Source organism: Kroppenstedtia guangzhouensis, assembly GCF_014637345.1.
Lineage (GTDB): Bacteria > Bacillota > Bacilli > Thermoactinomycetales > DSM-45169 > Kroppenstedtia > Kroppenstedtia guangzhouensis.
Window position 1 is genome coordinate 25,649 of the sequence record NZ_BMEX01000015.1, and the last position, 12,654, is coordinate 38,302.

13 protein-coding genes are annotated in these 12,654 nt (G+C 52.0%); 4 read left to right on the top strand and 9 right to left on the bottom strand.

From position 1 onward, the window contains the following. Positions 1-98 precede the first annotated feature (98 nt). Together thpR and tpx are read right to left on the bottom strand one after the other, a co-directional pair. Positions 99-674 (bottom strand): RNA 2',3'-cyclic phosphodiesterase, encoded by a 576-nt coding sequence (thpR, locus tag IEV46_RS14500; RefSeq protein WP_229736143.1) that lies wholly within the window; start codon positions 672-674, stop codon positions 99-101. Between the two features lie 198 nt (positions 675-872). After that, complete coding sequence (tpx, locus tag IEV46_RS14505) at positions 873-1,391, bottom strand: thiol peroxidase (RefSeq protein WP_009711243.1); 519 nt, start codon at positions 1,389-1,391, stop codon at positions 873-875. A 477-nt stretch (positions 1,392-1,868) separates the two neighbouring features. On the opposite strand from tpx, the gene IEV46_RS14510 reads away from it, so the two are divergent. Further along, on the top strand, positions 1,869-4,019 hold the full coding sequence (locus IEV46_RS14510) for a YhgE/Pip domain-containing protein (RefSeq protein ID WP_188433264.1): 2,151 nt from the start codon (positions 1,869-1,871) through the stop codon (positions 4,017-4,019). 168 nt (positions 4,020-4,187) lie between these two features. Then, positions 4,188-4,904: a hypothetical protein gene (locus tag IEV46_RS14515; protein ID WP_188433265.1), complete on the top strand. Its 717-nt coding sequence runs from the start codon at positions 4,188-4,190 to the stop codon at positions 4,902-4,904. Between the two features lie 60 nt (positions 4,905-4,964). Here IEV46_RS14515 and IEV46_RS14520 read toward each other — a convergent pair whose 3' ends face one another. Continuing rightward, positions 4,965-5,843, bottom strand: a complete 879-nt coding sequence (locus IEV46_RS14520) for a gamma-glutamylcyclotransferase family protein (protein ID WP_188433266.1) — start codon at positions 5,841-5,843, stop codon at positions 4,965-4,967. Positions 5,844-6,102: 259 nt separating this feature from the next. Here IEV46_RS14520 and IEV46_RS14525 point away from each other — a divergent pair, with 259 nt between their 5' ends. Continuing rightward, positions 6,103-6,342, top strand: a complete 240-nt coding sequence (locus IEV46_RS14525; RefSeq protein ID WP_188433267.1) for a hypothetical protein — start codon at positions 6,103-6,105, stop codon at positions 6,340-6,342. 465 nt (positions 6,343-6,807) lie between these two features. On the opposite strand, the gene IEV46_RS14530 is transcribed toward IEV46_RS14525, so the two are convergent. The 4 genes from IEV46_RS14530 to IEV46_RS14545 all read right to left on the bottom strand — a co-directional run bounded on the left by IEV46_RS14530 (position 6,808) and on the right by IEV46_RS14545 (position 9,687). Next, positions 6,808-7,458, bottom strand: a complete 651-nt coding sequence (locus IEV46_RS14530; protein WP_188433268.1) for a peroxiredoxin — start codon at positions 7,456-7,458, stop codon at positions 6,808-6,810. Between the two features lie 412 nt (positions 7,459-7,870). Next, positions 7,871-8,425, bottom strand: coding sequence for a DUF420 domain-containing protein (locus IEV46_RS14535; RefSeq protein ID WP_188433269.1), 555 nt, complete (start codon positions 8,423-8,425; stop codon positions 7,871-7,873). A 181-nt stretch (positions 8,426-8,606) separates the two neighbouring features. Then, on the bottom strand, positions 8,607-9,227 hold the full coding sequence (locus tag IEV46_RS14540; protein ID WP_188433270.1) for a sterol desaturase family protein: 621 nt from the start codon (positions 9,225-9,227) through the stop codon (positions 8,607-8,609). Between the two features lie 109 nt (positions 9,228-9,336). Then, entirely contained in the window at positions 9,337-9,687 is a 351-nt protein-coding gene (locus IEV46_RS14545; protein WP_188433271.1) for a DUF4064 domain-containing protein, read from the bottom strand. A 141-nt stretch (positions 9,688-9,828) separates the two neighbouring features. On the opposite strand from IEV46_RS14545, the gene rraA reads away from it, so the two are divergent. Then, complete coding sequence (rraA, locus tag IEV46_RS14550; RefSeq protein ID WP_188433272.1) at positions 9,829-10,305, top strand: ribonuclease E activity regulator RraA; 477 nt, start codon at positions 9,829-9,831, stop codon at positions 10,303-10,305. A 354-nt stretch (positions 10,306-10,659) separates the two neighbouring features. Here rraA and IEV46_RS14555 read toward each other — a convergent pair whose 3' ends face one another. Together IEV46_RS14555 and IEV46_RS14560 are read right to left on the bottom strand one after the other, a co-directional pair. Further along, positions 10,660-11,418 (bottom strand): FxLYD domain-containing protein, encoded by a 759-nt coding sequence (locus tag IEV46_RS14555; RefSeq protein WP_188433273.1) that lies wholly within the window; start codon positions 11,416-11,418, stop codon positions 10,660-10,662. A 119-nt stretch (positions 11,419-11,537) separates the two neighbouring features. Beyond that, complete coding sequence (locus IEV46_RS14560) at positions 11,538-12,536, bottom strand: acrylyl-CoA reductase family protein (protein WP_188433274.1); 999 nt, start codon at positions 12,534-12,536, stop codon at positions 11,538-11,540. Between the last annotated feature and the right edge of the window lie 118 nt (positions 12,537-12,654).

Below are 12,654 nucleotides of genomic sequence, written 5' to 3' on the forward strand. Positions count from 1 at the left end.
TCCCGGCACTTCACCGGCCCATAAAAAAAACTCTGTGAGATCAGGGGGGAAAAGAATGACGTCCATTGGCTGCCAAGGAATGAAGGAGGCCGGACACTTCATTCTCCCAGTCGGAACACTGCCCGGGGTTGGTACATTGGCGAACGATAAATGTGGGTTTCATAGAGAACCAACTCTTCCACGGTCCATTGAGATCGATCGAAGTCCGGTTGGAATTGCCGATTCATGGTTTGATGGGGAAAATCATTGAACCGGTATTTTTTGGCCAAGGTGATATGGGGGCGATAGGGACGCTTTTCCCGTGGAAAGCCCAGAGACTCAACCGCCTGAATCACATGGGAATATAACAAATGAAGATACTCCAGATTCCCTTCCACTCCCGCCCACAGGATGCGTGGACGGGTGGGAACCCCGAACTGACCGATCCCTTCTATGGAAAGGTGAAAGGGATGGAGACGAGGGGAGAGTTTCTTCAAATTTTGCTGCACCTCCCGGGTCTGGCGAAAGGTACAGGCACCGAGGAACTGGAGAGTGAGATGATAATCGGAAGGATGGACCCACTTCTTAAAACTCCATTCTTTCGCCATTAACTCACATTGGCGGGCCAGCATCTCTTTCTGCGCATCCGGCAACGGAATGGCGATAAAAAGCCGGTGAACCGGGTGGGATCCCATCAGTTGCACCTGCCTTTCCCCATCGACGAAGTAACTCCGCCGCAAAGTGTTCGCACCAAAGTTGTGACAAGCCAAAGGCCTCCATGTGAACCCAGCCCACCCTGTGACAAGTTTTTCACAACGCTTCGAGCAGTTCCTGACAAGACGAAAAAGAGACAAAACCTAGGAAAAGATCCCGGGACATCTGCATTCATCGGATCAGAGAGCTTTCTTGGCCGCTTCCACCGCAGCTTCGTAATCCGGATGCTGGGTGGCTTCGGATACATACTCCACATGAACCACTTTGTCAGACGCGTCAACGACAAACACCGCCCGGGCCAACAGACGGAGTTCTTTGATCGCCACACCGTAGGCGGTACCAAAGGAGAGATCCCGGTGATCGGAAACGGTTTGCACCCGGTCGATCCCGGCCGCTCCACACCAACGCTGCTGGGCAAAAGGCAGATCGACACTGACTGTGATCACTTTCACCCGGTCTCCCAGATTGACAGCCTCTTCGTTGAAGCGACGGGTCTGGGCATCGCACACCCCGGTGTCCAAGGACGGAACCACGCTGAAGATGCGAACAAATCCGTTGCTGTCTCCAAGGGTGACCGGACTCAGGTCATTGGCCAGCGCGGAGAAATCGGGAGCGGTCATCCCCGGTTTCAATTCCGGCCCCAGGAGTGTCACAGGGTTTCCTTTGAAGGTGATTGCACCTTGCCGTTCTTCTGCCATCGCAAGTTTCCTCCCCGGTTATGTAGTGGTGTTCCCACAGTTATCTTATCATACTTTTTCCAAAAATAGAGGTCATCCATTCTTCCCTCTCCCACCTGTATGTTTTTCCGAAAAACCCAGGATAATAACCTTTGACACCCAGGGCTGTTGATTAACCCGAAAATGGGCGGTGGAAGGGAGTCGTGTGCTGCCAAAGCGACCTTTGCACCACAGGCACTACAGTCCAGATGGGCTGAAGCCCTGGGATGAAGGTTGCCATCCTACCCAGCGGAGAATCTGGAGAGAGGGCGTTTAGGGGCAACATTCTTCCCTGTGTTGCTTCCGTAAGGCTTTGCCCCTGCCCGATCGGAAGATTCGGAGCGGCCAGCCATTACTTCCTTGCTGGATGGCAACCGGAGCGTGGTAGAACACGATCTCCCCACCCAAAATATGGCTGATCAACACTCCTGCCTTTGACCATTGGATCAGGAGATACATATGAAAAACATACTGTCGATCTATGCCCGGGACCTGAAAAATATAACGAGACATTGGGTGGCAGCTGTCATTATCGGAGGATTGATCCTGTTACCTTCCTTGTATGCATGGTTTAACATCAAGGCCTCGTGGGATCCCTATGGAAACACACAGGGTGTCCCCGTCGCCGTCACCAACCTGGACAAGGGAACCACAGTGCGCGGACACGAAATCCGGCTCGGAGACGAAGTGGTCCGCTCATTAAAGAAGAACAAAAAACTGGGATGGATCTTCATCAACCAAAAAAAGGCCTATGAAGGGGTCCGGCGGGGAGATGTTTATGCCAGCATCACGATACCCGAAGATTTTTCGAAAAAGATAGCGACTGTGATCACAGGGGAACCGGTAAAGCCGGAAATCGTCTATTATGTGAATGAAAAGATCAATGCGATCGCCCCCAAAATGACTGAAAAAGGGGCCACCGGGATCGTGCAACAAGTGAGTGACAACTTTGTAAAAACAGCGACCGGTGCGATGTTTAAAACCTTTAACGAACTGGGGATTGAGCTTGAAAGAGAATGGCCCACTGTCAAAGCGTTGGAAGAATTGGTTTTCAGACTGGAGAAGAGCTTTCCCACTGTGAACCGGGCCGTCCGGATCGCCCTTGAAGATGTGAACAAAGCGGCTGAGATCACGGGAAAAGCTCAAAGAGGCCTCGCCCGGGCGGCCAGAATCACCCGAGACGGCAAGGAGTTTACCCACCGTCTGCATCGGTTTTTGGACCATCTCCGAGGATCCACCGAAACCCTTCTGCCCCGGGTGAAGGATCGGATCGAAACGGTTCACCAAACTGCTGTGTCCATGCAGCAGTTGACTTCCCGACTGCAAAAAACCGACATGGACCCGACTGATGTGAAAAGTGCGGTGTCAGAGGCCACCGGCCGTCTGACTGCGGGTCTGACTGCAACGGACCACATCATCCAACTGTTGGAGAGGGTGAACCGACTGGCGGATCAACCCATCCTTGACCCGGAAATTAAACGGTTGCAGAGGATCAGAGAGGGCTTTCAACAGCAACTGATGCTCCTGGACCGGATCGAGAGCACTGTCAGCAACGGCGAAGCACCGGGGAAAGATTTATTCCGACGCTGGAACGATGCTTCCCGGATCACACAGCAACGGACCCAAGATGTGATGAATCGCTTGGAGGGGGAATTTCAACCCAAAATACGAAAGGGCCTGGATCAAGCCGACTCTTCCCTCGACCGCGTCCAGTCCATTTTGGATGAAACAGACCGCACCCTCCCCGATGTGAACAAAATCATCCGTGACGCCACCAAAGGAATCGCCGTCGGCAAGAAAGAACTCCGGACCATAAAGGAACACTTGCCTCAGATCGAGGCAAAGGTGCATCACCTGGCCGATGAGATCCGAAAAGCGGAAGCGGAAACGGACTTGGGTGAAGTGATCGATCTGTTAAAGAATGATTTTCACAAGGAGAGCGATTTTTTTGCACAACCGGTGTTACTGAGAGAAGTCAAGCTGTATCCGATTCCCAATTACGGTTCAGCCATGTCCCCCTTCTATACGGTACTTTCATTATGGGTCGGCACGCTCCTGCTGGTGTCTCTGCTGACAACGGAAGTTCATGATCCCCACGGAGTTTATAAAAGTTACCAGGTCTATTTTGGACGGTATTTGACCTTCTTGACGATTGCACTGATGCAATCGGTCATCGTCACAGTGGGCAACCTCTTTGTTTTACACACCTATTGCTCGGATCCACTGTGGTTTGTCCTGTTCGGTCTGCTGATCAGTGCCGTTTCTATGTTGATCGTCTACACACTGGTCTCTGTGTTCGGGAACGTCGGAAAAGCGCTCAGCATTGTGTTGCTTGTCCTGCAACTTTCAGCTTCCGGCGGAACTTTCCCCGTGCAGGTCATGCCACTCTTCTTTCAGGCCATCCACCCGTTCCTTCCTTTCACTTATGCCATCAGCATGATGCGGGAAGCAGTCGGGGGAGCCATCTGGGAGATTGTATGGAAAGACCTGTCGATATTGGGTGTATTCGCTGCTCTGGCCCTTCTGATCGGACTCGCTTTGAAAGAACCGATCAACCGAAAGACTTCCAAGCTGATGGAAAGTGCCAAAGCCAGTCAATTAATCCACTGAAGTTCATGCAGGTCCTCCACTTGCTTTCCAATTTATGCACTCCTCCCGAAGGGGGCGTATCAACCTATCTGGCAAACCATCTGTAATCTCCCTGTAATGGTATCCATCCCCCGATTTACGTATCATGAAGTTGAATGATCCGTCATTGAACAGAGAAGGAGTGTAAAAATGGAAACCCGGCAAAAAGTCCTGCAACCCGTCTCTCCAAATCACATTCGCCGCTGGATCCGGGGGGCCGGTTCTGCCCTCTGGAACCTGATCGTGCTTTTCCTGCCGGCGGCACTACTGATCCAATCCGTCCACTTCCTGCAGGAAGTTTTTTTTCACCGTCAAGGCGCTCTCTATTTTCACGCCTACCGGGATGGGGATACCCGGACTGCCTGTGTGTTGTTGATTCTTCTGATTGTCTTTTTTCAGTATCAACTTCTGAAAAACGGCTTTCGCCAATGGTGCCGCACTTTGTCACGCAACTGGCCCTCTCTGGTAGCGGTCGTCCTTCTGTTTGCACTGATCCTGGATTCCTACATTATGGTGAATGACCGGGTCATCGTCCACTCGGACTTCCTGAGTCTTGGGCGTGAGACCACCCATTCATGGAACGATGTGGAAAAGATCACCGTGGGATACACCTTGGATGATGAATACAGCGACTTGTTTGCCGGTTCTTACATTCTCCAGTTCTCAGACGGTTCCCATCTGGAAATCTGGAGTGGCGGAGGAATGGGGGTAAGTGATCTGAAGGTAATCGACACCCTCGCACTGAAGCGGAAAATCCCCTTCACCATCCAATCCCCCCTCTCTCCCGATGCACTGGATACCTTGAAAACCGAAAACCGGTCCCCGGAAGACCAACAGTTCCTCACCAATCTGTATCAACGCAGATGATCTTTCCCACAAAAATGCCGCCCATTCTGTCCTTTGGAAAAAACGCCCGCGGCGGACAGATCAAACTTTGACCGTCATCCCAAACCTCTTTTTCAGACGCCTCCGCAGGTGGCGATGATATCTTTCACTCACGATGTCTTTGCTCCCACGTAGGATCTCCCGGGCATAATGCTCCGGCGGAGGGGTCTCTTTTCCTTTATGGATCACGATGAAGGTAAGCACATTCTCCACCGTCTTCCCTTCGATCTCCACAGGAATCCAGGCCGGACGATAGGTCCCCCCATCCACCCCTTCCCGCCAAAAAAGATACTTCAATGCCTGGCCACCCACTCTGTAAACCTTTCCTTCCACCACACTCTTCGGTCGTTCCACCAAATCAGCCCGGCCCCCGTCGGGACGGGGAAGCGTATAACGCATCGCATGCCCCTTCAGGATTCCCCGACCGACCACGTCACGGAAATGCTCGCCCACTCCCTGGTCGTAAAACCGCTCATCATCCATACAGGAACCATACGCAAAATAGAGCCACTCCCGTTGTCCGTCCAAATGATGTGCCTTCCAATCTCCATAGGGGACTGCCGCTCCCCCTGATGCCGGCACCCGGGCATAAATATAGACATCGGCTTCCACCGGTCCCCGGTCGGTCTGGATCCGGCGGCGAATCCGTCGATATTCACCCGAAGATTCCCATTCCCGCCGATGATCCGCTTGCAGTTCATCCAGCCGGGCCAAGGTCTCTTTGTCTATCCGGTACAGTTCCCCGTAAACCTGCTGTTCACCGGGAATCAAAAGCCCCGGATAACCCCGGCCTGTATCCAACAGCTTTCCATCCGTCCAAGCCTGCCGGGCCATTAACTCGGCACCCTGCATCAGGTGATGATTTCTCTCCCCCTGTCTCAGAGTTCCATATACAAACACCTTTTTCCATTCCCTGTTCAATCCGGTCTCTCCTTCCTTGGCTCCCGCTGCCTGCAGCAAAAATCCGGAAGCCCACTGTGGTCACACTTTCCGGCCGGGATGGCTGGTTTCCCCTGGCCCCGATTTCCATTTCAATACTTCACTATTCTCTGTCGGTGCACAAATCCTTTTCCATAATTATTGTATTGTATTAATTTCTTCCATTGCAGCAGGAGGACTCCCTGCCTCCGTCGTAATTTCCAATATACAAAATAGAAAAAAGAAAGAGGGTTGGAGAAGGATGAGTGAATGGGAGCCTCAGTGGGTGGTTGCCTTGTTCTTTGCCCTGGGAATTCTGTTTTCCGTATCCGGAGCTTTGTGGATTGAAAAGCAGGTGGAAAATATCCGAATCCGCCGTCGTCGAAACTCACTCACCGCAGTGGAGGGAAACCAAAAGAATTCCTGTCCGAAAAAACGAAAAAAATCATCCCTGTCCGAACGGAGTCCCCAAAAATGGACCCCTGAACAGGATCGCCTTTGAAACCTGTTCAAGTCATCTGAAACTGGAAGCGTTGTGATCCTTTCTGAGTCGGTTGAGATGGGGGGGCACATCTCATGTAAAAGTTAGCCAAAGACACTCCATGTGAAAGCCGCCCCTCCCTGCATAGCGTGACCGGGGAGCGAAGCGATCCTAGGCACGACTTGTGCCCTGTGGGTATGACGGCTTTTTCACAACGCTTCCAGGCATGTCAATGATCCGACGGGCAGATCGTGTATTACCACGGACATGGAACCGACCGGAAGTCGCCCCGGGGCTGCTTCATCCCGGTCTCGATCGACACCACAGGCCCCATGTTCCGATTGATCGACAGCGCCTGGTTTGAAGCTGACGCAGATCAGGTCATCCGCGATCTGCAAAAGGTGGGATCGGCATTTGACAAGACAAAACGGAGCAGTTCCATATGGGAAGGGGGAGGGCTGACGCCTCCCCCTTTTACGCAATGGGTTAAATCCGTTTCTTTTTCAGGTACCAGTCTGTACCGGAGAGATCCCCCCGGAGACGTTGATTCACCCCCTCCACATCCGTCGGAGCCGGTTCCACCACGTCCTCTCCCGGTCTCCAGTCCGCAGGGGTCGCCACCCGGTGTTGATCCACGGTCTGCAAACCATCGATCAGCCGCAATATTTCATCCATGCTGCGCCCCACATTTAAAGGATAATAGATCATCGCCCGAATCACTTGTTGGGGGTCGATCACAAACACACACCGGACTGTCGCGGTTTCGCTGGCTTCTGGATGGATCATGCCGTACTTCTGAGATACAGCTGTGTTCAGATCGGCAATCAACGGAAAGGGGATTTCCACCCCCATCTTCTCCTTGATGTTGGTCACCCAGGCCAGGTGGGACGACAGACTGTCCACGCTGAGACCGATCAATTGGACATTCCGCCTTTTAAATTGCTCGTTTTTTCTGGCGAATGCCATAAATTCTGTGGAGCAAACCGGAGTGAAATCGGCTGGATGGGAAAACAGTACCACCCACTTCCCCTCATAATCCGAGAGATTGATCTTTCCCTGGGTCGTTTGGGCTGTGAACGGGGGGGCCTGATCACCTATTTTCGGAAGCGGGGAAGAGGTGGAGACACCGTATGTCACTGAACTACCTCCTTTTTTGGGAGTGGGATCACAGAAGGTTCTGTTTTATTTTACAGATGGGAATCCAGTTTTTTCAAATCAGTGGAGAAAAGGGATTCCTTGTTTTTCTCCGCAAACCTTTTGATTCCTTTAATTACTTCATTTTATTCCCGAATATGGAAAACGGATGGGGTCGATTGGGTTTCACATGACCTTTTCGTTGTTCTGAACTGCCAAAATCACTCCATGTGAAACCCAACCCTCCCTGCATAGTGTGGCCCAGGAGCCAAGCGACCCTGGGCACGACTTGTGCTCTGTGGGTATGACGGCTTTTTCACAACGCTTCTCGTTCCCCATGAGCCCTGCACCCAGACCCATGATGAGGAAAAATGCCGTTGGGATGCATTGAAAAAACCGGTTCGAGACCGGCTTTTCAATAATAGGGTGAGATCATGATGTAGACCAGGACACCCGTGATACTGACATAGAGCCACAGCGGCATCGTCCAACGGGCGATCTTGCGATGCTTTTCCACTTTCATGTTGATCCCCCGGAAGAAGGTGACCAGCGCCAGCGGCACAATGACTGCAGCCAGCACGATATGGGTGATGAGGATAAAATAATAAAGATACGCCAACATGCCTTCACCGCCGTAACTGGTGGAAGGGGCGATGGAATGGTAGTACAGATACGTGATCAAAAACAGAAACGTCGACACAAACGCCCCGTAGATAAACCGTCGGTGCATCTTGATATTCTTTCTGCTGACAAAAAACCATGCCCCCAACAGAAACAGTGTTGTAAAGGAATTGAAGATCGCATTGAGCCGTGGCAGAAAAACCAGGTTGTCGTGGTTCACCGTCTGATCCTTCGGCATGACATACAGCACTGCCACAATAACGATGACAGCAACGGATAATGCCACTACCCACGGGGTGTAGTTCATATTTTTTTCCGTCCCGTACTCCGGTTGTTGCTGATTGGCCATAAAAAATCACCTGACTTCTCCATCATGATTGTTCTTAGTATAGCACGGTTACGATCCGGAAAAACTTGGGGCCGTTCACAATTTGATGACACTCACAGTACAAGGGGTGTCTCATCCAACCCTTGCCGGGGACCGGGCCTGTGTGACCGTCTTTCGATCTCTTCCCTCCGGAATCTTGATTTCAACCGGTTCCTTCCCTCTGTTCCAGGTTGCGGACGGTTTCGCTCCTTTCCACCTCATTCTCCTTCTTAAAAGTACCGAACAACACATCGTAGAAAGGTTGTGTCACTCCAAACCAGAAATGCTCGTTTTTGAAATGATGCCAAAGATGGACCTTCTTCATCCATTTTCCCCATGGAGTCCACGGCTGGATGGGACGATGTGCCACAAAATGGGTCCATTCATAGTACAACAGAAAGGTGATCACACCGCTGACAAAGGCAAGGGTCAGTGAAATGGAAGCGGTGAGAAGATAAGCCAGGCCTCCGGCAATTCCGATCAATGGAAGACTGTACCAAACCGGTAAAAACAGCAGTTTCAGATTGTTGGGATCCATATGATGGTCATAATGGAGGCGTTTTAACAGTTTCAGAAAAAAAGGATTGCGTGGAGGCTTCAAATGAAATAAAAAGCGATGGATCAGATATTCACTGGCTGAATAGGAGCCCATACCGACCACAATGGCCAGCCATATTTCCGGACGGTCCAGATCCGGAATGACAAGAGCCGCTCCGATCAACCAGAGAAAACTGGTGAAGGCGATATCAAAATGGCTGAAAAAAACCTTCAGATGATTTTTCATGCGGATTCCTCCCACATCCATCAGAATCCCCCATAAAATTCGAGTCGGATATGCCGATTCCCTTTCACACTTTTCAAAAGAAACCATGATGAGAGAGGCTCGGAATTTCCTACTCACCCGCCACTGCCGTATCCCGTTTTTCCCTGCGGAAAGCGCCCATCCCGCCGGCGATCAGGAGCAGGAGTCCCGGCAAAACATAAAAGAGAGAGACACTGACAATGCCGCCGATGGCGGAAAGAATCATCAACCATCCTCCAATTTTGGCTTTCGCTCTGACGAGTATGGAACCGAGGATGGCCAAGACAGAGAATATGAATGCGGTATAACCCAGTCCCGTGATTTCGTAGGAGGCTTTGGAAGCCACCTCATCCACCTCTCCAATAAAAAGAGCAAAAAACGCAGCTCCAAGCCCAAGTATTCCTCCCAGCAATCCCAGTATAAACTCTGTGTTTCGTTTCATTTCCGATCCTCCCCCTTTAGCTTGTCAATGTGATTCGATGCCGGGCCCGGACAGGATGGGAATGGGCCTTCTGCATTATCCGTTGTTTCCATGGATGCAAATCGTTTAAGATAATGTTATATAACAGAAAGGATGAGTTGAATGAAAACAGCGGATTTGTGCGATTCCTACCATCGGGAGTTGCGGATCTGTGAACCGATCCTGACTTCCTTTGGAGGCAGACGGCGATTCTCAGGTCCGATCACCACCGTAAAAGTCCTGGAAGATAATGTGTTGGTCCGAAATGCTCTGGAGAGCGTCTCGGAAGGTTCGGTCCTGGTGGTGGACGGAGGCGGTTCAAAAAAATGCGCCCTGATGGGGGACCGACTGGGAGAAATCGCCGTATCCCGCAATCTGTCGGGGGTGATCATCAACGGATGTATCCGGGATTCGGCAGAACTTGCAAAGATGGATCTGGGCGTGTTGGCCCTGGCGGCGATGCCTCTCAAAAGTAAGAAAGAAGGGAAAGGAGAGCAAAACGTCACAGTGGAGTTTGGAGGAGTTCACTGGGAACCCGGCCATTATGTATATGCTGATGAAGACGGAATTGTGATCTCCCCGAGAAAATTGGCCCTCTGAAGGCAAGAAAAGCGAAGCGTCATGTGCGCTTCGCCTTTTTCACTCCTTTGGAGACCGGAAGACCCGTCACTGGGTGAATTTCATTCATTTTTCCGGAAGGCAAAATCCAAACCCGTGGGTTTGGTGAAAAGAGATGATTCTGGCCTGCAGAGATTCCAAGTTCTCCAAAGACATCCTGCAACATCTCGCTCACGGATTGGGTATTGCCGGATCCCGCTCCATCAGTCCTTTTAAAGGAACCTCCTGAATCTCCAATATTTTATACTTACCGAAAAGTATATCCTTATTCGGAAGTCCTTGTCAATCCAGAATCCATTCCGCCAAAGCAGACCCCATCAAAAAGTTTACACCAATCTATTTTTGTTCCTCTTCAAACACAGGATAGGCACTCACTTCCCAATCAGTGGCCGATTTGGTGACCGCAGAGGGAAGTTTTTCGTCATAAGCCCGAAACCGGGCCTTGCCGCCGGCGGGAATGCCGGGATCCAGATAATCACTGATCACGGCGATCAAGTTCCCTCGTTTGTTCTTGAGGGCCGCAGTGACCAGGATACTCTCCACCTGTTTGTCGTTGGGATTTTTCACGGTTCCCGTCACTGTGGTGAATCCCCCGTCGTTTGGATCCCGGGAAAGGGATTCTGTTTCCATTTTGACCGGAGGGATGTAACTCGGGGTGTAGTCTGCATCCAAAACCATTTCTTTAAGCTCCCCGGTGGATTTGGCCCGGCGGAGGTGAACCGTTGCACCCACATAAGCCGACTCTCCCGGCTGAATAACCTTGGGTACAATAGTGAAGACCTCTTTTTCAATCAGTTGGCGATCATCTTTCCCCAAAAATCTCAACCGGGCGGAATCCAGCTGAATCGGCTTTTTTCCGGTGTTCTTGATCTCAGCGGCCCCATGAGCCATCACTTTCCCCTTCGACGTTTTCCATGCCTTCGAAACGGTGTTGCTTTTGATTTTGTGCTCCTGAGGATCTTTCTCCATTTGTATCGACTTTCCGGGTTTTTCATCTTTTCGGGCTGATTCCCCTTCGGCGGAACAACCCGCCGCGACCACGGACAATACAGTCAGCAGGCCCAGACCCGCCCGGCTCCATCTGTAAACTGCCACGCTTCTCCCTCCCTTTTCTCTGAATCTTCCTTGTCCAAAATGCCAGGTTTCATATTACCACATCTGAAATCAAAGATAAAAACCCTCCCCAGCTGGGGAGGACAAAGGGTGGCTCTGGGTCAGGAGAGCTTCACCAGTTTCCGTCCACGAACTCCGCCCCGGAGGATGCTGGACATCGCCGCGGGCAGGTCGTCCAGGGCAACTTCTTCGGCTCCGATCCAATCCAAGAGACCTTCCGGTTTCAGGTCGGTGGCCAACCGATGCCACACTTTGCGCCGGTATTCATTGGATACGTGGGCGGAGTCGATTCCGAGGAGATGAACCCCCCGCAAGATGAATGGATACACCGTCGACGTAAACTTCGCACCCCCTGCCAATCCACTGAGGGCGACAGTGCCGCCAAAACGCATGGTACTGAGAAGATAGGAAAGAGTCTGACCCCCAACAGGGTCCACCGCTCCGGCCCAGCGGCTTTTGAGCAGAGGACGCTGTTGGGGGTTGGTCAGATCCTCCCGGGACAAAATCTCAGCGGCCCCCAATCGGCGGAGGTAATCATGGGCGTCAGTTTTTCCCGTCCCGGCAGCCACTGTGTAGCCCCGTTTGGCCAGCATAGCAACAGCGGTGCTGCCCACCCCGCCCGTGGCTCCGGTGACCAATACGGGACCGTTCTCCGGTTTCAGGCCGTTCTCTTCCATCCGCTGGATCGACATGGCAGCAGTGAAACCGGCGGTCCCAAGCACCATCGCTTCCTTCAGGGTGAGCCCCTCCGGGAGAGGAATAACCCAATCCCCCGGGATCCGGGCCATTTCACTGAAACCGCCGCTGTGGGAGACACCCAGCTCGGCACTGGCGACGATCACTTCCTCCCCTTCCTTGAACCGGGAGTCGCTGGAATGGATCACGGTGCCGGCCAGGTCGATTCCGGGGATCAGAGGGTACGTTTCCAGGATTCGTCCGTCGGGAATCCCGGCGAGACCATCCTTGTAGTTCACTCCGGACCAAGCGACACGAACTGTGACCTCCCCCGGGGGAAGCTCATCCAGTGTCATCTCTTTAATTTCGACGGAAAAGGATGTATCAGACTTATCCACAACCAATGCGCGAAACCGGTCAGTCACGGATACCCCTCCTCAAATAATCGCTCAAATCTATCTTACCACTTTCCGAAAAGCAAGGCGGTTGTTGCTTGGGAATAGGTTGTGAGATCACAGGGGACCCTTATTCCTTCCCTTTGCT